Source organism: Microbacterium sp., assembly GCF_031180975.1.
Classification (GTDB): Bacteria; Actinomycetota; Actinomycetes; order Actinomycetales; family Microbacteriaceae; genus Microbacterium.
Window position 1 is genome coordinate 46,177 of record NZ_JAPSLI010000008.1, and the last position, 21,679, is coordinate 67,855.

A 21,679-nucleotide genomic window follows, 5' to 3' on the forward strand; every position below is an offset into this window, starting at 1 on the left:
CGTTGTTCAATACTTTGGACAGACGCGGAGCGCGCTCAGCTCCGGGCGAGCACCGCTGTGGGGTCAGCGGCGACGGGCGGCGGCGCTGAACGGATTGGTGAGCGCGGCCGCTGCCTCGTGCAGCGCGGTGCCGACGCGCTCGATGCGCTCGAAGTCCGCCTCGGCGGCGCGGATCGCCACGCCGAGCGCCAGCGACGGGTCGGACGGCGACCATCCCTCCAGCGGCACGGCGATGCCGACGATGCCGCGCAGCGACTCCTCCATGTCCAGCGCCCACCCCCGGCGCCGGGCGGCCGCGAGCACGTCCAGCAGGCCGGCCAGGGTGGTGGTGCTGCGCTCGGTGAGCGCCGGGAAGACGGCATCCGCTCCCAGCAGGGCGGTGACCTCCTCGTCACTCATCGCCGAAAGCAGCGCACGACCGGTGGCCGACAGGGGCGCCGGCAGGCGGGAGCCGAGGGGCGTGCCCAACCGCACCGAGCGCGACCCCTCATGTCGAGCGAGGTACAGCGCGTCGGTGCCGTCGAGCATGGCCACCTGGACCAGCTCCGAACTGAGCACCGGCGACGCCTCGCAGACGCTGTAGAACTCGCGGACCTGGTTGAACTGCGCGGCGAAGGCGCCGCCCAGCTCGGCGGTGCGCAGGCCCAGCCGATAACCCTGCGCGGTGCGCTCCACCATGCCGCCCGCTTCGAGCGCGAGGCACAGGTTCGCGGTCGACGACTTGGCGAGGCCCAGCTCCCCCGCCAGCTCCGTCAGCGTCCGGGGGCCGCCCGCCTCTGCCAGCAACCCGAGCAAGCGGATGCTGCGCGTGACGGCGGGCGCTGGATCGCGTCCCTGTGTGGACTCGTCTTCACCGGTCACGCTTCGCCTCCTGGGCATCGGTCGGGTCTCAGTAGAACTCGACCGTATCGACCACTGCCCGCAACGGCTCGCCGTCGAGCAGGCGCGCCGCGTTCTCCGCGAACCGGCGGGCGATCCGCTCCTCCTCCTTCGAGCTGAGGGCGGCCGTGTGCGGGCTGACGAGCACGGCCGGGTGCGACCACAGCGGGGAGGCCGAGTCGAGTGGCTCGTTCTCGAACACGTCGAGCGCGGCGAACGCGATGCGGCCGTCGTCGAGGGCGGCGAGCAGAGCGCTCTCGTCGATCACCGTGCCGCGCCCCACACTGGCGAGGATCACTCCCGGCTTCACGGCCGCCAGCACGTCGGCGCCGACGAGATGGCGGGTCTGCTCCGTACCGGGCAGGGTGACGACCACGGCATCCGCCTGTCCCACCGCGTCGACGAGCTGATCGAGCGGGACGAGCCGGTCGACGCCGTCGACCGGCCGCCCCGACCTGGTCGTCCCCCACACCCGGGCGCCGAGTGCATGGAAACGGCGCGCGCACTCCGCGCCGATCCCGCCGAGGCCGACGACCAGCACGGTCATCTCGTCCACCTGTCGCATCTCCCAGCGGTCGGGCCAGGTGCGCGTGCTCTGGTCGGTCTGCAGGCGCGGCAGGTTCTTCGCACCGGCGAGCACGCCGAACACGGCGAACTCAGCGAGCGGCCCCCCGTGCACGCCCGCGCTGGTCGTGAAGACGATGCGGTCCAGATCGGCGCGCGAGAGACCGGCGGCCTTCACCTGGCTTCCCCCGCCCGCCGCCGTGGTCATCACCCAGCGCAGCCGCGGGTTGGCCGCGACCGTCCGCGCCAATGCCGCCGGCTCGACGTCGGGGATGCCGAACAGCGCATCGGCGGAGTCCACCATCGCGTCGAACGCGGCCTGCTGGTCGGGAGTGCGCACGTGATCCGGGTCACCCGACCAGTCGGCGGGTCCGCGCATCGGCCGGACGAGGCTGTGGTCGCGGACGACCTCCACCCGCGGCTCGAGCTCCTCGATCAGTCGGCAGAACTCCTCCGCCAGCGGCACGGCCGCGACGACACGCAGCCTGTTCTCGGTCCCGGTCATGCGGATCCCCTCCTTGGGAAAAGTCATCGTCCCCCACTGTATCGGAAATCCAATCTATTGGACACTGTTCTGTCTATTGAACCTCTGCTACGGTGATCGCATGAGCACCTCGACCGCCACGGTGGGCGTCATCGGCCTGGGCGCCATGGGGCGCCCGATGACGCGGCGCCTTCTGGGATCCGGCCGCGACGTGGTGATCCACGCCCGGCGCCCCCAACCGGAACTCATCCAGGCGGGTGCGCGATGGGCGGCCACCCCCCGCGACCTCGCCGCCGAGGCCGACGTGCTCCTCACCATGCTGCCCGATCTGCCGCAGCTCGAGGAGGTGCTCCAGGGCCCGGACGGTGTTCTCGCCGGAGCCGGTGACCTGCTGATCCTGGTCGGATCCACCTCGTCGGCACCCGCGGTGCGAGCCCTCGCCCAGCGCGTGTGGTCCGCCACCCAGGGTCGCGTGCGCGTCGTCGACTGCCCGGTCTCCGGCGGCGAGGACGGCGCGGACGCCGGCACCCTGTCGATAATGCTCGGCGGCACCCCGGAGGACGCCGCGGCCGCCGCGGACGTGCTCGCCCCCTGTGGCACGCCGGTGCTGCTCGGTCCGCTCGGTGCGGGGCAGGTCGCGAAGGCGTGCAACCAGCTCGTGGTCTCAGCGACCATCCTGGCCCTCGGCGAGGCGACCGTGCTCGCCGAGCGCTCCGGCCTCGACCTCGATGCGATGTGGAGCCTGCTCGCCGGCGGCTACGCCGGATCGCGCCTGCTCGACAGCCGCATGCCGAAGCTGGTGAGCGGCGACGACTCCCCGTCCGGAGCCGCGCGCTACATGGTGAAGGATCTGCGCTTCGCGGCCGACATCGCGGCTGCCACCGGGACGGACACGGTCCTGCTGCCGACCCTGCGGGCCGCCTTCGAGGAGCTCGTCGCCGCCGGTCTCGGCGATCGCGACATCGCCGTGACGCGGCGCTTCGTGGCGACCCGCGACACACACACCGGATGACCCACCCCGCAGCGATACGCTGAATCCACCCCTTCTTCACGACCGAGGAGCCCTCTGTGCCCGAAGCAACAGCCAACATCGGAGTCGTCGGACTCGCCGTCATGGGGTCGAATCTGGCCCGCAACCTCGCCAGCCGCGAGGGCAACACGGTCGCGATCTTCAACCGCAGCTACGAGAAGACGCAGACGCTGCTCGACGAGCACCCCGAGGCCGGTTTCATCCCGGCTTCCAGCTACGAGGAGTTCGCCGCCAGCCTTCAGAAGCCGCGCACCGCGATCATCATGGTGAAGGCCGGCGCGGGGACGGATGCCGTCATCGACGAGCTCGTCCGCGTGTTCGAGCCGGGCGACATCATCGTCGACGGCGGGAACGCCTACTTCCCCGACACCATCCGCCGCGAGAAAGCGGTCCGCCAGACGGGCATCAACTTCGTCGGCGCCGGGATCTCCGGCGGCGAGGAGGGCGCGCTGCTCGGTCCGTCGATCATGCCCGGCGGGTCCGACGAGTCCTGGGTCACCCTCGGCCCGATCCTGAAGTCCATCGCCGCGGTCGCCGAGGGCGAGCCTTGCGTGACGCACGTCGGCCACGACGGTGCGGGTCACTTCGTCAAGATGGTGCACAACGGCATCGAGTACGCCGACATGCAGCTCATCGCCGAGGCGTACGACCTCATCCGCCGCGGTACCGGCAAGAGCCCGGCCGAGATCGCCGACATCTTCGCCGAGTGGAACACCGGCGAGCTCGAGTCGTACCTCATCGAGATCACCGCCGAGGTGCTGCGCCAGGTGGATGCCGAGACCGGCAAGCCGCTCGTGGACGTCATCCTCGACCAGGCCGGCGCCAAGGGCACCGGAGCCTGGACGGTGCAGACCGCACTGTCGCTGGGGGTGCCGGTGTCCGGCATCGCCGAGGCCACCTTCGCCCGGTCGCTGTCCTCGCACCCCGAACAGCGCGAGGTCGCCGCGGCCCTCCCCGGCCCCGACACCGCCTTCGAGGTGGCCGACCACGATGCGTTCATCGAGGACGTCCGCCAGGCGCTGTATGCGTCCAAGATCGTCGCCTACTCGCAGGGCTTCGACGAGATCCGCGCCGGCGCCGCCGAGTACGACTGGCGCATCGACCTGGGCGCGATCGCGAAGATCTGGCGTGCCGGATGCATCATCCGCGCCCAGTTCCTGAACCGGATCTCCGACGCCTACGCGGAGACCCCGGACCTTCCGGTCCTGATGGCGGCGCCGTACTTCGCCGACGCCCTCACCGGCGCGCAGGCGGCGTGGCGTCGCGTCGTCGTGGCGGCCGCGCAGGCCGGCATCCCGGCTCCCGCGTTCTCGTCGTCGCTGTCGTACTACGACGGCATCCGCGCCGACCGGCTCCCCGCCGCGCTGGTGCAGGGCCAGCGCGACTTCTTCGGCGCGCACACCTACCGTCGCATCGACAAGCCGGGCACCTTCCACACGCTGTGGTCGGGCGACCGCAGCGAGATCGAGGCCGTCGACACGCACTGATCGCCGCGTCCGCTTCGGCGGCGCCGACCGGAGGCCCGGATGCCATCGCGCATCCGGGCCTCCGGGGCGTCCGGGCTCAGACCACGATGTTGTGGTTGCGCCGGAAGAGGTTCTGCGGATCCCAGACGCGCTTCAGCTCCTGCAGTCGTCGGTACGCCGTCTCCGTGAACATCCCCGGCACGGCATCCGGCCGCTCGGTCGGAGCGAAGTTGCCGTACTCGGCGACGCGACCGGCGGAGATCGCGTCGGCGTCGGCGAGGATCGCCGCCCGCAGCTCGTCGTCGAGCATCCCCGGCACGTCGAACCCGCCCGCCATCACGAACCACGTGGCGTCGCGCGCGGGGAACGGGGTGTCCTCCTGGGCGACCTCGCCGAACGCGCCGCCCAGCGAGCGCAGGAAGACGACGGCGGAGGGGTACGCGGCGCGGAACGCGACCAGCCGGTCGATGAGCTCGTCGCTCAGCTCGCGGAACAGGCCGTTGCCGCCGAGGAAGCCCGGCGGGGCGGCATCCGGATCGGGCGGTTCGGGCATCTCCATCAGGATGTCACGGTACGCCGGGGTGGTCACCTCGCCCACCACGCCGGGCAGAGCCGTCACCGGCGCCAGCACCCTCCGCAGCGCGTCGGCGTCGCCACCGGCCCAAACGGCCGACAGCCGCGCGCCGGCCGGCGCGCTGGGATCCATCGCGGGAACATCCATATAGGTCACGGTGAGTTCGCGCGGGGCGTCGTGGAGCACGTCCCGCAGCGCCCTCAGCACTCGGGCGGGGTCCGCGTCGGCGTCGAGCGTGAACTCGCCGAACGCGATGCCGAGCAGTTCGTGCGCGCGGAAGTCGAACCGTGTGACGACGCCGAAGTTCCCGCCTCCCCCGCGCAGCGCCCAGAACAGGTCGGCGTTCTCGTCGTGCGACGCCTCGACGATCTCACCCGACGCGGTGACCACCTGCGCACCGACCAGCTGGTCGGCCGCGAGTCCCCAGGCGCGCACCATCCAGCCGATGCCGCCGCCCAGCACCAGACCTCCCACACCGACGCTGCGGGTGTCGCCCGAACTGATCGCAAGCCCGTGCGGGGTGAGTGCATCGGCCACGGCGCCCCAGGTGGCGCCACCGCCGATGCGGACGCGTGTGCCGTCCACCTCGACGGTGTCGAGCGCGGTGAGGTCGATCCGCACGCCCTCGGCGGGAGCGTGCGACCACGGTCCGTGACCGCCTGCGATCACGGTGACGGGCTGCGCGCCCGCCTGTGCCTGCCGCACCAGGGCGGCGACGTCTGCAGCGGCTCGTGGCCGCGTCGTCTGCATGGCATCCATGCGCGACACCCTAGTCACGCCCACCGACATCGCGGCACCGCAGCGTGATTCACAGAGATGTCATAGCCGCCTCTTAGGTCCGTCCCCATCCCCCCGGGCACACTGGGAGCATGAGCATCGAGCATCCCGATCTGCGCCGTCCCGACGGGTCCCCTCTGCGCATCCTCGCCGTCGACGACGAGCCCATGCTCACGGACCTGCTCGCCATGGCACTGCGCATGGAGGGCTGGGAGGTGCGAACCGCGGCATCCGGCCTCGAGGCGCTGCAGGTGGCCCGCGAGTTCGAGCCTGACGCGCTCGTGCTCGACGTGATGATGCCCGACCTCGACGGCATGAGCGTGCTGCGCCGCCTGCGCGAGGCGGGGAACCTGGTGCCGGTGGTGTTCCTGACCGCGAAGGACGCCGTCGCCGACCGCATCGCGGGTCTCACCGCCGGCGGCGACGACTACGTCACGAAGCCGTTCAGCCTCGAGGAGGTCATCGCGCGCCTGCGGGCGGTGATCCGGCGAGCGGGGCACGCGCGCGCCGACGACGAACAGGCGATCCTGCGGGTGGCGGACCTGTCGCTCAACGAGGACAGCCACGAGGTGATGCGCGGCGACGACGAGATCGAGCTCACCGCCACCGAGTTCGAACTGCTGCGCTATCTGATGCGCAACGAGCGCCGCGTGCTGTCGAAGGCGCAGATCCTCGACCGGGTGTGGAGTTACGACTTCGGTGGCAAGTCGTCGGTCGTCGAGCTGTACATCTCGTACTTGCGCAAGAAGATCGACGCGGGCCGCACCCCGCTGCTGCACACGGTGCGCGGCGTCGGGTACATGATCAAGGCCCCCCAGTAGGCCCATCATGCTCGCGCGTCCGTTGAGCCTCCAGGCGCGGCTCATGGCCGCCGTCATCGGGTTCGTCTCCCTGATCCTGGTGATCGTCGCCGTCATCACCAGCGCCACGCTCGGCAGAACGCTCGAGGAGCGACTCCAGGAGCAGGTGAACGGTGCGGCCGTGCAGACCACCCGGCTGGTGAGCTATCAGGCGCGCGACTCCGCGATCGTGGGGCAGGACTTCACCGCCGCCGACGTGGTGGACGACCAGCGGGTGCAGGGCAGCAGCCTGCTGCTGGCCGTGCAGCCGCCGAACATGCCGGCATCCGGCGTCGTGGTCTCCCCGCAGGACCGCACCGAACTCAGCGGCAGCGACCTGCTCGAGCTCAGCATGGCCCTGCGCGACAGCGCGGACGCGACGATCACGCTCAGCGAGTTCGGCTCGTTCCGGGTCACGGTGCGGCGCGCCGACGACGGCACCACGGTGATCACCGGTCTGTCGCGGGCGGATGTGCAGCACACCATGACGTCGCTGTTCACCGTCATCGCACTGGCCACTCTGGGCGGACTGATCCTGCTGGCGCTGACGACCGCGCTCACGATCAGCGTCGGACTGCGACCGCTTCGGGCCGTGGCGGCGACCGCGACACGGGTCGCCGGGCAGCCGCTGGACCGCGGCGAGGTGAGCATCACCGAACGCGTGCCTGACCACGAGGCCGATCCGCGCACCGAGGTCGGGCGGGTGGGCGCCGCGCTGAACACGCTGCTCGATCACGTCGACACGTCGCTGGCTGCGCGGCAGCAGAACGAGGAGCGGATGCGCCGGTTCGTCGCGGACGCCAGTCACGAGCTGCGCACCCCGCTGGCGTCCATCCGGGGGTATTCCGAGCTGTCGTTGCGCGCCCTGGGTCAGGGCCAGGGGCCGGAGACCGTCGCGAACACCACGGCGGCGCTGGAGCGCATCCAGGCCCAGTCGCTGCGGATGACCCGACTGGTGGAGGACCTGCTGCTGCTCGCGCGTCTGGACGAGGGGCGTGAGCTGGTGCACGGCACCGTCGACCTCAGCCAACTGGCGGTCGAGGCGCTCGCCGACGTGCAGCCCATCGCCCCCGGGCATGTCTGGGAGCTCGAGGCGCCGGAGGAGCCGGTGGTGGTGGTCGGCGACACCGGCCGCCTGCACCAGGTGCTCGCGAACCTGCTGGCGAACGCCAGGACGCACACCCCGCCCGGCACCAGGATCACGCTCGGTGTCGCGGCCGTGGACGGCGGTGCGGTGCTGCGCGTGCACGACGACGGGCCCGGCATCGATCCGCAGGTGCGCGACGAACTGTTCGCCCGCTTCGCACGCGGCGACGTCTCCCGGGCTCGGCAGACCGGCGGCACCGGCCTCGGCCTCGCCATCGCGAAGGCCATCGTGGAGGGCCACGGCGGGCGCATCTCGGTGGAGAGCGCGCCGGGCGACACGACGTTCACCGTGTGGCTGCCCGCGGGACCGGCATCCGACCCCGCATCGACGAAGCCGAAGCCGGAGTCCGGTCAGTAGCCTGCGAACGCGTCGGTGGTGAGGCTGCGCGCCTTCTGGAGTGCGGGCGCGAGATCCGCGATGAGCCGGGGCGGGCCGGAGATGAAGGCGTGCCGCGCGGCCAGGTCGGGCACCACCCGCTCCAGGACGGCGGCGTCCAGGCGCGCGCCCTGCGCCCATGTCCAGTGCCCGGGCAGGTCCTTCGGCTCGTCCCTGGTGAACACCACCGTGCGGGCGCCGGTCTTCTCGAGCTCGTCGCGGAAGGCGAGCTCGGCCGCCTCTGATGCGACGTAGACCAGCACCACATCACGCTGCACACCGGTCGCCCGAAGCTGGCGGAGCTGCGACACGAACGGGGTGACGCCGATCCCGGCGGCGACCATCAGGATCGGCGCGTCGCCGCGGGGCAGCACGAAGTCGCCCCACGTTCCGGTGACCGCGAGCACCGCGCCGGGCTGCGCCGACGCGAGCGCCCGCTTGTAGCTGGAGGGGTGCTTGCGGTCGCCCTCCTTGTACGCGATGCGGAGGGTGGGAAGATCGGCGGGGGCGGAGACGATGCTGAACTCACGGCGGGTGCCGCGGACGTCGGGATGCCGGTGCGGCACGTCCAGTTCCAGGTACTGACCGGCCACGAAGCGCAGCCGGCTGCGAGTGCGGAACGTGAGTTCCTGAGCGGTGGGAGTGACGAACCGGCGCTGCTCGAGGACGAGACGCACCGACCCCCGCAGGGCGAACGAGAACGCGAGGAGGTTGCCGATCAGCAGCGCCCGCTCCTGGCCGAGGGTGAACAGCCCGGCGACCGGAATGGGCCAGCCGGCGAGGACGCCGACCAGGGCGGCCACGCTGAACTGCTGCCAGCGCCGCGGCGGCATCGTCAGCGGCTCGGACAGCATGAACGCGCCGAGGAACAGGAACGGCGACTGCGTGAGCGCGAAGCCCAGCGCGTCGGCGGCGGCGAACGGCAGTCCGGCTCCCTGCGCCTGGACGGCCTGACGCACCAGGGCGACGCCGACGGCGATGACCAGGAACACCAGCACGATGCGCACCTTCTCGGTGCGCCACAGCACGGCCAGACCGAGCACGGCCACCGGCAGGGCCATCGCCGGTGTGCCCACCCACCACGACGAGAACGTGCCGAGGGCGTCGGCGCCGAGGCCCCCGGCGATGGTGACGACGGCGGCTCCGAACGCGGCCGGGTTGAGCACGTGCCGGCCGCGCCAGGCGATCAGGTACTTCGACACGGCCGCGAGCAGGCCCGCCACCGCGAGCCCGAGGATGCCGTCGGGGCGGACGGACGGCTGCAGCACGAACAGCAGGATGAGCGCGGTGACCAGCGACGACTCGATGCGCCACGGCAGATGCAGCATGCGCTGTGCGGTGGCATCCGCGGCCGAGATCACCGCCGCGAGCACAGCGAAGGACACCACGATCTCGAGGGCCGTCGGCGCGACGAGCCCGGCGAACGACAGCAGCACGGCGATCACGGCGAGCGCGATGAGGTCGATCAGCACGAGCCGGTACATCGAGATGGCGCCCAGAACGGCCAGCACTCGCTGCCGCAGCGCCGTGAGGAACGTGTTCACCCCTCTACTCTCCCCTACTTCCCCGCCGCCCGGCGCGTCCCGGAGATGCATTCACGTGAACAGCTCCCCCTCCCACCCGCGTGACCGCTGCACGCGCCCGTCGGTGGTCATCCGCACCCAGTGCACCCCCCACTGCGCCGCCAGGTCGGCTCCGCCGTCGAAGAACAGGGCGGTGGCGACGGCATCCGCCTGCATCGCCTCCTCGGCGACCGCCCAGGTCGCAGCCCATCGCCGCACCGGGAGGCCGGTGCGCGCGTCGAGCACGTGGTGCAGGCCGTCGCCCCACGCCCGGCGGTTGACCGCAGACGCGCAGAGCGCGGCGTCGGCGACCTCGACGACGCCGATGGCGCGCCGCGGATCGTACGGATGCTCCAGGGCGACCCGTTGGGCGCCGCCGCGCACGCGCAGATCGCCGCTGCCGTCGACGACGACCAGACCGCCGAGGCCGGCGAGCAGGCCCGTCACGACGTCGACCAGCCGGCCCTTGCCGAGAGCGCCGACGTCGATCACCGCGGTGCCGTCGAGCGTGAGCTCGGATGCCGTCCAGCGCAGCATCCGCGTCCAGTCCGGCGGTGCGGGTCGCGGTTCGCCGGGGCGGAGCGTGAGCGCGGAGTCGTAGCCGAGCGCCTCCAGGGCGCCGCCCACCAGCGGGTTCACCGCGCCGTCGGTGGCCGCCGAGAGCGCACGGTAGGCGTCGAGCATCGCGGTGGTGTCGGCGGGGGCGGGAACGCCGCCCCCGGCACGGCCGAGCCGCGACACCAGGGAGTCGTCACGGAACCTCGACCAGTCCTCGTCGAACCGGCGGATCGTGTCGGTGATCGTCGCCCGCAGCGCGGCCGACGGCTCCGCCGCGGTGTCGATGTGCCACGGCGTGCCGATCGCCTCGAAACTCCAGCGGTGCATCAGCCGCTCCGGCCGCTGCGGCTCGCCCCGCTCACTCGGCGGCCTGCTCCTTGATCTTCTCGAGCGCCTGGTTGAACCCGCCGCTGGTGAGCGACGAGCCGGCCACCCGGTGCACGTCGAGTTCGTCGATGTTCTTGCCGACGACCTCGTCCGCGATGCCGTCGATGAACTGCCCCTGGAAGTTCTCGGTCTCGGGCGCCTGCGGGTCGCCGGTCACCTCGACATCGGTGACGACCGAGTCCTCCAGTGTGACCGTGACCGAGATCTTCTCGATGGTCTCCGGCGTCTGGTAGGACCCGTCCGCGGTGTAGGTGCCGTCCTTGTACGATCCGCCGCCCGACGAACCATTGCCGGTGTCAGCGGGCGGTTCGGCGTCGGCTGCCCCGGAGCAGCCGACGAGGAGGAGCGCCCCGGCGATGCCGGCGAGCGCGGTGCCAGTGCGGGCGACGCGTTGCGGGTTCATGCGTCCAGCTTCGGCCACGCGGCTATGAACCGGCCGGGATCAGGCGTCCCCACCGAACATGCTGGTGACCGAGCCGTCCTCGAACACCTGACGGATCGCGGTCGCCAGCAGCGGCGCGATCGGCAGGATCGTGAGCGTCTCCCAGCGTCGCGACTCGGTGAGCGGGATGGTGTCGGTGACGACCACCTCGTCGATGGCCTCGTCCTGCAGCCGCTCGGATGCCGGGTCGCTGAAGATCGCGTGGGTCGCGGCGACGATGACGCGACGCGCGCCGTTCGCCTTGAGCGCCTGCGCGGCCTTCACGATCGTGCCGCCGGTGTCGATCATGTCGTCGACGAGCAGGCAGGTGCGGCCCTCGACCGTCCCGACGATCTCGTGCACCGACACCTGGTTGGCGACCTTCGGGTCGCGGCGCTTGTGGATGATCGCCAGAGGAGCGCCGAGGCTGTCCGACCAGGTGTCGGCCACGCGCACCCGCCCCATGTCGGGCGAGACGATCGTGAGGGTCTCGCGGTCCTCGGCGGACAGCGACTTCTCGAAGTGGTCGAGCAGCACGGGCTTGGCGAACAGGTGGTCGACCGGGCCGTCGAAGAAGCCCTGGATCTGCGCGGCGTGCAGGTCGACGCTCATCACGCGGTCGGCACCCGCGGTCTTCAAAAGGTCGGCGACGAGGCGGGCGCTGATCGGCTCGCGACCGCGGCCCTTCTTGTCCTGGCGGGAGTAGGGGTAGTAGGGGGCGACCACGGTGATCCGCTTGGCGGATGCCCGCTTGGCGGCATCCAGCATGATCAGCGTCTCCATGAGCCACTGGTTCACCGGCTCGCCGAACGACTGGATGATGAACAGGTCGCAACCGCGGATCGACACCTCGAAGCGGGCGTAGATCTCACCGGACGCGAAGGTGCGGTGCTCGACGGGGGCGATCTCGGTGCCGAGCGCGGCCGCCACGGCGGCGGTGAGCTCGGGGTGCGAGCGTCCCCCGGCGACGACGAGCCGCTTCTTGGTCTTCGCGATCAGCCCCGGCGCGATGCCGTTGTCCCGATCCAGTTCGGTGGTCTTCTTCTTGCGCCCCATCGGACCCGCCTATTCCGCCGATCGTGCCCGGGCTGCCGCGTCGGCCGCGCCCGTGCCTGCTCTGTTCTTCTCGACCCACCCCTCGATGTTCCGCTGGGGAGCCACGCTCATGGCCAGGGCTCCGGCGGGCACGTCCTTGCGGACCACCGCGCCGGCACCGGTCTTCGCACCAGCACCCAGCCTAACGGGCGCGACGAGCACCGTGTGCGAGCCGGTGTGCACCTCGTCGCCGATCTCGGTGCGGTGCTTGTTGACGTCGTCATAGTTCGCGGTGATGGTGCCGGCGCCCAGGTTCACTCCGCGGCCGATCGTGGCGTCGCCCACGTACGACAGGTGCGGCACCTTGCTGCCCTCGCCGATCTGGGCGTTCTTGGTCTCCACGTACGCACCGATCTTGCCGCCGGCGCCCAGCACGGTGCCGGGGCGCAGGAACGAGAACGGCCCGACGGTCGCGCCGGCGCCGATGACGGCGAGCTGGGCGTCGGTGCGCCGCACCACGGCATCCTCACCGATCTCGCAGTCCACCAGCGAGGTGTCGGGGCCCACTGTGGCGCCGGAGGCGATCACCGTGGCGCGCAGGATGTGCGTGTTCGGCAGGATCGTGACGTCGGGGGCGAGCACGGCGTCGTCGTCGATCCAGGTCGTGGCGGGGTCGACGACCGTGACGCCCTCGCGCTGCCAACGTCGCACGATGCGCTGGTTGAGCACGCGACCCGCCTCGGCGAGCTGGGCACGGTCGTTCACGCCGAACGTGGAGGCGACGTCGGGGGCGAGCTGAGCGGCGACCGGCTCGGCCGCGGCGCGCAGCAGCCCGATCACGTCGGTCAGGTAGAGCTCGCCTTGGGCGTTGTTCTGGTCGATGCGTCCCAGGTGGGTGCGCAGCAGCGGGGCGCGGAACACGTACACGCCGGCGTTGATCTCGGTGACCGCCGCCTCGTCGGGCGAGGCGTCCTTCTGCTCGATGATGCGCTCCACGATGCCGTCCGCGTTGCGGATGACGCGGCCGTAGCCGGTCGGGTCGTCGAGGTGGGCGCTGAGCAGGGTGGCGGCGGCGGACGCCGTGCGGTGCGCGTCGAGGAGCGCGCGCAGCGTGTCGGCCTCGAGCAGGGGCACGTCGCCGGAGAGCACCAGGACGTCGCCATCGAAGTCGGCGGGGAGCGCGTCGAGGGCGACCTGGACGGCGCGGCCGGTGCCGGGGATGTCGTCCTGGTCGACGATGACCGCCTCGGGGTACTGCTCGGCGAGCACCGACACGACCTGGTCGCGCTCGTGACGGACCACGACCTCGATGTGGGCGGCCTCGAGCGCACGGGCCGTGGTGAGCACGTGGCCGACCAGGGGGCGACCGCCGATCTCGTGCAGCACCTTCGGTCTGCGCGACTTCATGCGGGTGCCCTGGCCTGCGGCGAGGACGATGATGGCGAGATTGTTCTGCGTCATGCTCCGCCGCCAGGACTCGAACCTAGACCTCACAGCTCCAAAGGCTGTCGTGCTGCCATTACACCACGGCGGACCGCGGCCGAAGCTCCGGTCGGAGCGGCGGGGCCGCCTGACAAGTCTGCCATGACGCGCGTCAGCGCACCGCCGGCAGCGACGGCGCGAGCCGCCGGAGACGGTGGTAGGTGGGCAGCAGCGCGTCGTACAGCTCGTCGAAGACCGGCAGCAGCGACGAGTACACCGCCGCCTCTGCCGGCCGCGGACGGATGCTGCGTTCGACCGGCTGGAGCTGCGCGGCGACGTCGATGGACTCGATGAGTCCGAACGCCTGCATGCCCAGCAGGGCGGCGCCGAAGCCGGACCCCTCCTGCCCCTCGAGCAGGCCGATCGGGGCGCCGAACGCGTCGGCGAGCGTCTGCTGCCAGAGCGGATGCCGCATCACCCCGCCCGTGGCGCGGATCTCCTCGATCTCGAGCCCGGCGGCGCGCATCGACTGCAGCACCAGCGCCAGCTGCAGCGCCACACCCTCGAGGGCGGCGCGCACCATGTGCTCGCGCGTGTGTGCGCGAGTGAGCCCGATGTACGCGCCAGAAGCGATGCTGCTCCAGTGCGGAGCGCGCTCGCTGAGCAGATACGGCAGCATGAGCAGCCCGCCGGACCCGGCCGGGATCTCGGCGGCCCGATCGAGCATCTCCGCCGTCGGCAGCCCGGCCTCGGCGATCTCGTTGCGCACCCACTCCAGCGTGACACCGCCGTTGTTGATGGCGCCACCGATGACCCACCTGTCCTCGGTGATGGCGTAGCAGAACACCCCGCCGCGGGGGTCGACGGCAGGGCGGTCCACGGCCACCCGCAGGGCCCCGCTGGTGCCGATCGAGCAGGCAGCGACCCCTGGGCGCACCGCGCCGACGCCGAGATTGGCGAGCGGCCCGTCACCGGCACCGACCACCACCCGGGTGGACAGCGGCAGACCGGTGGCCGCTGCGCCCTCCTCGGTGAGCCCGTCCAGGACGGTCGTCGTCGGCACGAGCTCGGGCAGCTGCTCGGCGCGGATGCCGGCGATGGACAGCGCCTCCTCGTCCCACTCCATCCGGTGGATGTCCATCAGGCCCGAGCACGACGCCAGGGAGTGGTCGACGACGAGGGCCCCACACAGCCGCAGCAGCACCCAGTCCTTGACGCCCGCCCAGATCGCCGCCTCCTGGCGGATCCGCGGCTCCTGCTCCCGGAACCACACCAGTTTGGTGAGCGGCGACATCGGGTGGACGGGCGTGCCGGTGCGCCGGTGCAGGGCCAGTCCGCCGGCGGAGGCGCGCAGTCGTTCGGCCTGCACGGACGCGCGCGTGTCGGCCCAGGTGATCACCGGAGTGAGCGGGTTCAGTTGCGCGTCCAGCGCCATCAGGCTGTGCATCGCCGACGAGAACGCCAGCCCCGCGATCCGCGCGGTGCCGACCTCGGCGACCACTTCGCGCACGGTCTGGTAGACGGCGCCCAGGATGAGCTCCGGGTTCTGCACGGCGTGGCCGGGGTGCGGCTCCTCGAGGGGGTACCCCTGCGAGGCGGTCGAGAGCTGCTCGCCGGCGAGGGAGAAGGCGACGGCCTTGGTCGCCGTCGTGCCCATGTCGATGCCGATGACGATGTCGCGTGCGGCGTGCATGTCAGAAGATCGCGTAGATGACCAGGACCAGGGCGAAACCGACGACCGACTCGAGGGCCTGTTGGACGGTCCACGTCTTGAGCGTGGTCTTGACGTCCATGCCCATCAGGCGACCGACCAGCCAGAAGCCGGAGTCGTTCACGTGGCTGGCGAACACCGATCCGGCCGCCGCGGCCAGCGTGATGGCGGCGACGTCGATGACGCTGAAGCCGCCGTCGATCACGGCGGGTGCCAGCAGACCGGCGGTCGTGACCAGTGCGACGGTCGCCGAGCCCTGCGCGACGCGCAGCGCGACGGCGATGAGGTAGGCGGCGAAGATCACCGGGATGCCGAGGTCTCCGAGACTGGAGGAGAGCGCGTCGCCGATACCGGAGGCGCGCAGCACACCACCGAACATGCCGCCGGCGCCGGTGATGAGGATCACCGAGGCGACCGTTCCGAGGGTGCCCTCGACGAGCTTGTCCAGGGCGCTGCCGTTCTCGCCGCGGAACTTGCCGAGCACAAGCAGGGCGACCAGCGCCGTGATGAGCAGTGCGACCGGCGAGGTGCCGATCAGCATCAGCGCCTGCACCCAGGTGTCGTCCCGGTCGACGACGCCGATGCTGCCCAGCGAGTTCAGGCCGGTGTTGAGGAAGATGAGCAGCATCGGCAGCAGCAGGATGGCCACCACGGTGCCCACCTTGGGCGGGTTGACCGGCTGGTCGTCGTCCTTGGCGCCGAACAGGTCGGGGACGATCATCGGGTACCGCGAGTTGACGAACTTGCCCCACAGGTAACCCGACACGTACCAGGTCGGGAACGCGATCACGAGGCCGATGAGCATGACGATGCCGAGGTTCGCCCCGAACAGCTCTGTCGCGGCGACCGGGCCGGGGTGCGGCGGCAGGAAGACGTGCATGACCGAGAAGGCGGCGGCGCCGCTGAAGCCGTACAGCAGCAGGTTCGTGCCGCCGATGCGCCGCGCCACGGCGAAGATGATCGGCAGCATGACGATGAGACCGGCGTCGAAGAAGATCGGGAAGCCGAGGATGAGCGAGGTGATGCCGAGCGCGAACGCCGCGCGCTTCTCGCCGAAGATCGACACCATCTTCTCGGCGATCACGCGGGCACCGCCGCTGGACTCGATCATGCGGCCGATGATGGCGCCAAGTCCGATCAGCAGTGCGACGGAGCCGAGGGTGCTGCCGAAGCTCGCCACGAGCACCTCGTTGACGAGCACGCCGAGCGGGAGGCCGGTGGCGATCGCGGTGAGCAGCGACACGACGACCAGCACCAGGAAGGCGTGCAGGCGCACCTTGATGACGAGGAACAGGATGAGCGCGACGGCTGCGGCGGCGATGCCGAGCAGCGGGCCCGTCCCAAGGGTCTGAGTCCAGTCTTCCATGACGTCCTTACTTCTCCATTGAAAGGCGAGCTGGCGGCGATCCCCGCGTCCGAGGTCGAAACATCGCCAAAGATACTACGTAATGCTGGCTAAGATAGTACCTATTCGCGAACGAAGGAGCAAGCGATGGCCGCAGATCTGCACGGCGACGTTCTGGACGACCTCGGCAGCCGCATCGCGCAGGGCCTCCTGCGTCCCGGCCACGTGCTCACCCTCGCTCAGCTGGAGCAGGAGTACTCGGCATCCCGCACCGTCGTACGCGAGGCCGTGCGTGTGCTGGAGAGCATCCGCATGCTCAGTTCGCGGCGTCGCGTCGGCATCACCGTGCTCCCCCGCGACCAGTGGAACGAGCTGGACCCGCAGCTGATCCAGTGGAATCTCCGCGGACGGCACCGTCAGCAGCAGCTGGAGTCCTTGATGGAGCTGCGCGTCGCCGTCGAGCCCATGGCGGCGCGTCTGGCCGCGCGACGCGCGACCCCGCAGCAGCGCACCGAGCTGCAGCGGCTGGCGGAGGAGCTGGGCGATCTCGGCCGCCGGGGACGCGCGCTCGATGACGCCTATCTGCAGGCTGACATCGACTATCACACGCTGCTGCTGACCGCGTCGGGCAACCCGCTGCTGGCGGCCCTCCAGGTGCCGGTCCGGGAGGTGCTCCTGGGACGGACCCGCCTCGGCCTGCATCCGCCCATTCCCGCCGCGGGCACCTTGGAGGACCACCTCAGGGTGGCCGTCGACATCGGCGCCGGGGACGCGGATGCCGCCGAGCGGCACTCCCGCTCGCACCTGCTCGGCGTGCTCGGCGAACTGCGGCCCGGCGACGAGGGCTCGCCGACGGTGGGATGATGGTCGGATGAGCGCGACCGATGCCCCCGGCGACGAGGTCGACCGCATCGTCGCCGCGTGGGGCCGCCAGCGCCCCGATCTGGACTTCTCGCCGCTGGAAGTGCTGTCGCGCGTCGACCGACTCTCCCGCCACCTGGACCGCGCGAGACGCGACGTGTTCCGCCGCAGCGACATCGAGCCCTGGGAGTGGGACGTGCTGTCCGCTCTGCGCCGCGCCGGCGCCCCGTTCCAGCTCTCGCCCAAACAGCTGCTGCAGCAGACGCTGGTCTCCAGCGGGACGATGACGAATCGGATCGACCGGCTCGTCGGGCGCCGGTTCGTGCGCCGGGAGGCGGATCCCGGCGACGGGCGCAGCGTACTGGTCACGCTCACCGACGACGGCCGGGTGCGGGTGGATGCCGCCATCACCCGTCTCGTCGACGCCGAGGCCGAGCTGCTGCGCGCGCTCCCTCGTGCCGACCGCGAGCGGCTCGCCGGACTGCTGCGCAAGCTGAGCCTGAGCTTCGACGCGTGACGGACGGCGCACGCTGATGGGCATGGCTTCACCGCTGCCGGTGCGCGACGGGGTCGGCGCGACGCGCCTGCACGTTCCGATGGAGGGGCCGTGGCCGACCGTCGGCGCGTACATGGCCGAGCGGTTCTTCCACCTCGACCCTGAGCGACTGCTGCGCCGGTTCGACCGCGGCGAGATCGTCGCCCGGGACGGGTCGGCGCTCACCCGCGAGACGCCGCTCGGTGCGCACGAGTTCGTCTGGTACTACCGGGAGCCTCCGGTGGAGCGCGACATCCCCTTCGAGATCGAGGTGCTGCACCAGGATCGCGACCTGGTCGTGGCGGACAAGCCGCACTTCCTTCCCACCACGCCGGGCGGCAAGTATCTGCAGAACTCGGCACTGGTGCGGCTGCGCCGGCTGCTCGGCATCCCGGAGCTGACCCCGATCCACCGGCTCGACCGGGCGACGGCCGGGCTGCTGATGTTCTCCACCCGGCCGGAGACGCGCGGCGCGTACCAGTTGCTGTTCGAGAACCGCCGGGTGGAGAAGGTGTACGAGGCGGTGTCGGCGCTGCCCGTGGGCTGGGACCCGGGGTCCCCGGCACTGGCGGGCCGTCGGTTCCCGATCGTGTACCGCAACCACATCGAGAAGCTCCGCGCGCAGGTGTGCGTGCGGGTCGACGACGAGCGCGAGCCGAACTCCGAGACGCTCATCGAGCTGCTCGGCTGGGACGACCGCGTGCTGCACACGCAACTGCGTCCGCACTCCGGCAAGATGCACCAGCTGCGCGTGCACCTCGCCGCCCTCGGTGCCGGCATCCTGAACGACGGCTTCTACCCCGAGCTGCTGCCGGAGGCGCCGGACGACTTCGGCCGGCCCCTGCAGCTGCTCGCGCGCGAGCTGCGTTTCGAGGACCCGCTGACCGGCGAGGAGCGCGACTTCCGCTCCCGCCGCACGCTGCAGGAGGCTCCGCGCGCGCGGTCCTGATCAGCGCCGCATGACCACCCGGGCCAGCTTCGTACCGAGCAGCTGCACGAGGTGCACGAACACGACGATGAGGATGATCGCGGCCCACATGACGATCGGTTCGAACCGCCGGAACCCGTAGATCTGGGCGAAGGCGCCGAGGCCACCGCCGCCCACCATGCCGGCCATCGCGGTCATGTCGATCAGCGCGACGATGATGAACGTATAGCCCAGAATCAGCGGACCGAGGGACTCCGGGATCACGACGGTGAACAGGATCCGCCACGGTCCCGCGCCCATCGCCCTGGCGGCCTCGATCACGCCGGGCGGCACCGACACGAGGTGCTGCTCGACGATGCGGCCGATCGCGAACGCCGCCGCGACCCCGATCGCGAACGCACCGGCGGTGGTGCCGATGCCGATGCCGATCACCGCTCTGGTCACCGGCTGCAGCACCGCGATGAAGATCACGAACGGGATGGGCCGGAAGAAGTTCACCAGCAGCTCGAGGATGCCGTTGATCACCCTGTTCGCCATGACGCCGCCTGGTCGCGTGACGTACAGCCCGATCCCGATGACGGTGCCGAGGATGCCGGCGAGCACCAGTGCGTACGTCGTCATGTACAGCGTCTCGACGGCGGCCGTCCAGAACTCCGGCCACAGCTCGTTCAGGCGTTCCATCAGCGCACCTCCCCGGTGGTCTCGATCTCGGTCACCGTCGCGTGCGCGCGGATGGTGTCCAGGGCCGCGTCGATCGCGGCATCCGCGCCGCGGATGGCGAGCGTGAGGTGCCCGAACGCGCGACCGCGGATGTCGTTGATGCCGCCGTACACCAACTCGAACTCCAGACCGGCCTGCGCCAGGTCGAGGAACACCTGCGCCTGCGAGGCGTCGCCGTCCGAGAACGAGAAGGTCACCAGGCGTCCTTCGTGCCGTTCGCGCAGGGCCGCGCTCTCGGCGGGCGACGGGATGCCTTTGATCACGGTGCCGACGAAGCGCTGCGACGCCGGGTTCTGCGGGTTGGAGAACACGTCGAACACGTCGCCCTGCTCGATCACCCGGCCGCGCTCCATCACCGCCACCTTGGTGGCGATGGTCTGGATGACGTCCATCTCGTGCGTGATGACGACGATCGTGACGCCCTGCTCCTCGTTGACGCGCTTGAGCAGTTCCAGCACCTCGTGCGTGGTCTGCGGGTCGAGCGCGCTGGTGGCCTCGTCGGCGAGCAGGATCGCGGGGCGGGTGGCCAGGGCACGCGCGATGCCCACGCGCTGCTTCTGCCCGCCGGAGAGCTGCTCGGGGTACGCCTTGGCCTTGTCGGCGAGGCCGACGAAGCGCAGCAGCTCGGCCACGCGCTCGTCGATGTCGGCCTTCGACCAGCCGGCGAGCTTGAGCGGGTAGGCGACGTTCGCCTTGACCGTCTTCGCCGAGAACAGGTTGAACTGCTGGAAGATCATGCCGATGCCGCCGCGCACCTGTCGCAGCCGGCGTTCGGGCAGGGTGGTGATGTCGACGCCGTCCACGACGATGCTGCCGCTGGTGGCCGGTTCGAGGGCGTTGATGAGCCGCACCAGGGTGGACTTGCCCGCCCCGGAGTAGCCGATGATGCCGAACACGTCTCCGCGCTCGATGTCGAGGGTGACCGAGTCGACGGCGGTGACCTGTTCACCTCGTCGATCGGCGGACGGGTACGTCTTCGTGACGTCGGCGAGACTCACGATCGGCATGGGGGCTCCGGATGCTGGTGGGTGACGAATCGGGCGACGCGAAAGAACGCGCCGCCCGATTCTCTCATTGCGGAGGGGTTCAGCCCTCGTGCTCTTCGGTGTCCTTCTCGACCTTCTCCAGGGAGGCCTCGAGGTCGGCCACCGGCGTCTTCAGCGCGACGGCCGTGTTGCCGGATGCCTCGAGCAGGCCCTCCTGCACCTCCGGGTCGGTCTGGAAGATCTCGACGAGCCGCAGGTAGGTCTCGTTGTCCTTGTCTTCGGCACGGGCCGCGAAGATGTTGACGTACGGCAGTGCGTTCTCGTCGGCGGGGTCGTCCTGCGCGATGGCGTCCTCGAACTTCAGCCCGGCCTGGGTTACGAAGTCGTTGTTGATGATGGCGGCTGCCGCGTCGGGGAGCGAGTTCGGGATCAGGGCGGCCTCGAGTGCCGTCACCTTCACCTTGGAGGCGCTCTCGTCGACGTCGGCGAGGTCGGAGAAGATGGTCCCGCCGCTCTTCAGCTCGATCAGCCCGGCGGACTGCAGCACGAGCAGCGCGCGGGCCTGGTTGGACGCGTCGTCGGGGACGATCACGGTCTCACCCTTCTTGATGTCCTTCACGTCCTCGTACTTCTGCGAATAGAGCCCCAGCGGGTAGATCGCAGTCGAGCCGATCGGGACGAGGTCCTCGCCCGAGGCGACGTTGTAGCCGGCGAGGTACACGATGTGCTGGAACTGGTTCAGGTCCAGCTCACCCTCGGTGAGAGCCGGGTTCGGCTGCTCGTAGGAGGCGAAGTCGACCAGCTCGACGATGATGCCCTCCTCCTTCGCCGCCTCGACGAATGCCGGCCACTGCGGGTCGCTCTTGCCGACGACGCCGATGCGGACGGTCTTGTCCTCGCCGCCCGCGTCACCCGCCCCATCGGATGCCGGTGAGGAGGCGCAGGCGCTCAGAGCGACGAACAGCGGCACCGCGGCGAGCGCGGCCAGGACGGAAGTGGTGCGACGGGACATGCGGGTTTCCTCTCTTGGGGGATCTTCCACGCTAGGCGGGCGCACCCGGCCCGTCGGAATC

At 70.9% G+C, this 21,679-nt stretch carries 20 protein-coding genes and 1 tRNA gene; 7 read left to right on the forward strand and 14 right to left on the reverse strand.

Going from position 1 to position 21,679, the window contains the following annotated elements; genetic code table 11:
- Positions 1-63: 63 nt before the first annotated feature.
- Together RIF65_RS11590 and RIF65_RS11595 are read right to left on the reverse strand one after the other, a co-directional pair.
- On the reverse strand, positions 64-861 hold the full coding sequence (locus RIF65_RS11590; protein ID WP_309065766.1) for an IclR family transcriptional regulator: 798 nt from the start codon (positions 859-861) through the stop codon (positions 64-66).
- Positions 862-889: 28 nt separating this feature from the next.
- Entirely contained in the window at positions 890-1,948 is a 1,059-nt protein-coding gene (locus tag RIF65_RS11595) for a D-2-hydroxyacid dehydrogenase (RefSeq protein ID WP_309065765.1), read from the reverse strand.
- A gap of 100 nt (positions 1,949-2,048) precedes the next feature.
- On the opposite strand from RIF65_RS11595, the gene RIF65_RS11600 reads away from it, so the two are divergent.
- Entirely contained in the window at positions 2,049-2,939 is an 891-nt protein-coding gene (locus tag RIF65_RS11600; RefSeq protein WP_309065764.1) for an NAD(P)-dependent oxidoreductase, read from the forward strand.
- Between the two features lie 56 nt (positions 2,940-2,995).
- Positions 2,996-4,444, forward strand: coding sequence for an NADP-dependent phosphogluconate dehydrogenase (gndA, locus tag RIF65_RS11605; protein ID WP_309065763.1), 1,449 nt, complete (start codon positions 2,996-2,998; stop codon positions 4,442-4,444).
- A 76-nt stretch (positions 4,445-4,520) separates the two neighbouring features.
- On the opposite strand, the gene RIF65_RS11610 is transcribed toward gndA, so the two are convergent.
- Positions 4,521-5,756, reverse strand: a complete 1,236-nt coding sequence (locus RIF65_RS11610; protein WP_309065762.1) for an FAD-binding oxidoreductase — start codon at positions 5,754-5,756, stop codon at positions 4,521-4,523.
- Between the two features lie 110 nt (positions 5,757-5,866).
- Between RIF65_RS11610 and RIF65_RS11615 the strand changes: the two genes are divergently transcribed.
- Entirely contained in the window at positions 5,867-6,595 is a 729-nt protein-coding gene (locus tag RIF65_RS11615) for a response regulator transcription factor (RefSeq protein WP_309065761.1), read from the forward strand.
- Between the two features lie 43 nt (positions 6,596-6,638).
- The gene (locus RIF65_RS11620) at positions 6,639-8,117 is read left to right on the forward strand and encodes a sensor histidine kinase (protein ID WP_309065760.1); all 1,479 of its coding nucleotides are present in this window, start codon (positions 6,639-6,641) and stop codon (positions 8,115-8,117) included.
- On the opposite strand, the gene RIF65_RS11625 is transcribed toward RIF65_RS11620, so the two are convergent.
- From RIF65_RS11625 to RIF65_RS11660, 8 genes are all read right to left on the reverse strand, one after another.
- Positions 8,111-9,619 (reverse strand): flavodoxin reductase, encoded by a 1,509-nt coding sequence (locus RIF65_RS11625; protein WP_309065807.1) that lies wholly within the window; start codon positions 9,617-9,619, stop codon positions 8,111-8,113. The two genes, RIF65_RS11620 and RIF65_RS11625, sit on opposite strands and share 7 nt — an antisense overlap.
- A gap of 111 nt (positions 9,620-9,730) precedes the next feature.
- On the reverse strand, positions 9,731-10,582 hold the full coding sequence (locus RIF65_RS11630) for an FAD:protein FMN transferase (protein ID WP_309065759.1): 852 nt from the start codon (positions 10,580-10,582) through the stop codon (positions 9,731-9,733).
- Positions 10,583-10,613: 31 nt separating this feature from the next.
- Positions 10,614-11,045, reverse strand: coding sequence for an FMN-binding protein (locus tag RIF65_RS11635; protein WP_309065758.1), 432 nt, complete (start codon positions 11,043-11,045; stop codon positions 10,614-10,616).
- 39 nt (positions 11,046-11,084) lie between these two features.
- Complete coding sequence (locus RIF65_RS11640) at positions 11,085-12,119, reverse strand: ribose-phosphate diphosphokinase (protein ID WP_309065757.1); 1,035 nt, start codon at positions 12,117-12,119, stop codon at positions 11,085-11,087.
- Positions 12,120-12,128: 9 nt separating this feature from the next.
- The gene (gene glmU, locus RIF65_RS11645; protein WP_309065756.1) at positions 12,129-13,559 is read right to left on the reverse strand and encodes a bifunctional UDP-N-acetylglucosamine diphosphorylase/glucosamine-1-phosphate N-acetyltransferase GlmU; all 1,431 of its coding nucleotides are present in this window, start codon (positions 13,557-13,559) and stop codon (positions 12,129-12,131) included.
- Between the two features lies 1 nt (position 13,560).
- Positions 13,561-13,632 (reverse strand) — tRNA-Gln (locus RIF65_RS11650).
- Positions 13,633-13,692: 60 nt separating this feature from the next.
- Positions 13,693-15,213, reverse strand: a complete 1,521-nt coding sequence (locus RIF65_RS11655) for a gluconokinase (protein WP_309065755.1) — start codon at positions 15,211-15,213, stop codon at positions 13,693-13,695.
- 1 nt (position 15,214) lies between these two features.
- A complete protein-coding gene (locus RIF65_RS11660) occupies positions 15,215-16,597 on the reverse strand; it encodes a GntP family permease (RefSeq protein ID WP_309065754.1) in 1,383 nt (460 codons plus the stop codon).
- A 126-nt stretch (positions 16,598-16,723) separates the two neighbouring features.
- Here RIF65_RS11660 and RIF65_RS11665 point away from each other — a divergent pair, with 126 nt between their 5' ends.
- The 3 genes from RIF65_RS11665 to RIF65_RS11675 are packed head-to-tail and all read left to right on the forward strand — an operon-like array spanning position 16,724 to position 18,921.
- Complete coding sequence (locus tag RIF65_RS11665; protein WP_309065753.1) at positions 16,724-17,440, forward strand: FadR/GntR family transcriptional regulator; 717 nt, start codon at positions 16,724-16,726, stop codon at positions 17,438-17,440.
- 7 nt (positions 17,441-17,447) lie between these two features.
- Positions 17,448-17,954, forward strand: a complete 507-nt coding sequence (locus tag RIF65_RS11670; protein ID WP_309065752.1) for a MarR family winged helix-turn-helix transcriptional regulator — start codon at positions 17,448-17,450, stop codon at positions 17,952-17,954.
- 22 nt (positions 17,955-17,976) lie between these two features.
- Complete coding sequence (locus RIF65_RS11675) at positions 17,977-18,921, forward strand: pseudouridine synthase (RefSeq protein ID WP_309065751.1); 945 nt, start codon at positions 17,977-17,979, stop codon at positions 18,919-18,921.
- Here RIF65_RS11675 and RIF65_RS11680 read toward each other — a convergent pair whose 3' ends face one another.
- From RIF65_RS11680 to RIF65_RS11690, 3 genes are all read right to left on the reverse strand, one after another.
- The gene (locus RIF65_RS11680; protein ID WP_309065750.1) at positions 18,922-19,581 is read right to left on the reverse strand and encodes a methionine ABC transporter permease; all 660 of its coding nucleotides are present in this window, start codon (positions 19,579-19,581) and stop codon (positions 18,922-18,924) included.
- A complete protein-coding gene (locus tag RIF65_RS11685; protein ID WP_309065749.1) occupies positions 19,581-20,627 on the reverse strand; it encodes a methionine ABC transporter ATP-binding protein in 1,047 nt (348 codons plus the stop codon). Before RIF65_RS11685 ends, RIF65_RS11680 begins: the two co-directional genes overlap by 1 nt.
- 79 nt (positions 20,628-20,706) lie before the next feature.
- Positions 20,707-21,618 carry a MetQ/NlpA family ABC transporter substrate-binding protein gene (locus tag RIF65_RS11690; protein WP_309065748.1) on the reverse strand — a complete coding sequence of 304 codons (912 nt, stop codon included), beginning with the start codon at positions 21,616-21,618 and terminating at the stop codon, positions 20,707-20,709.
- Positions 21,619-21,679 lie beyond the last annotated feature (61 nt).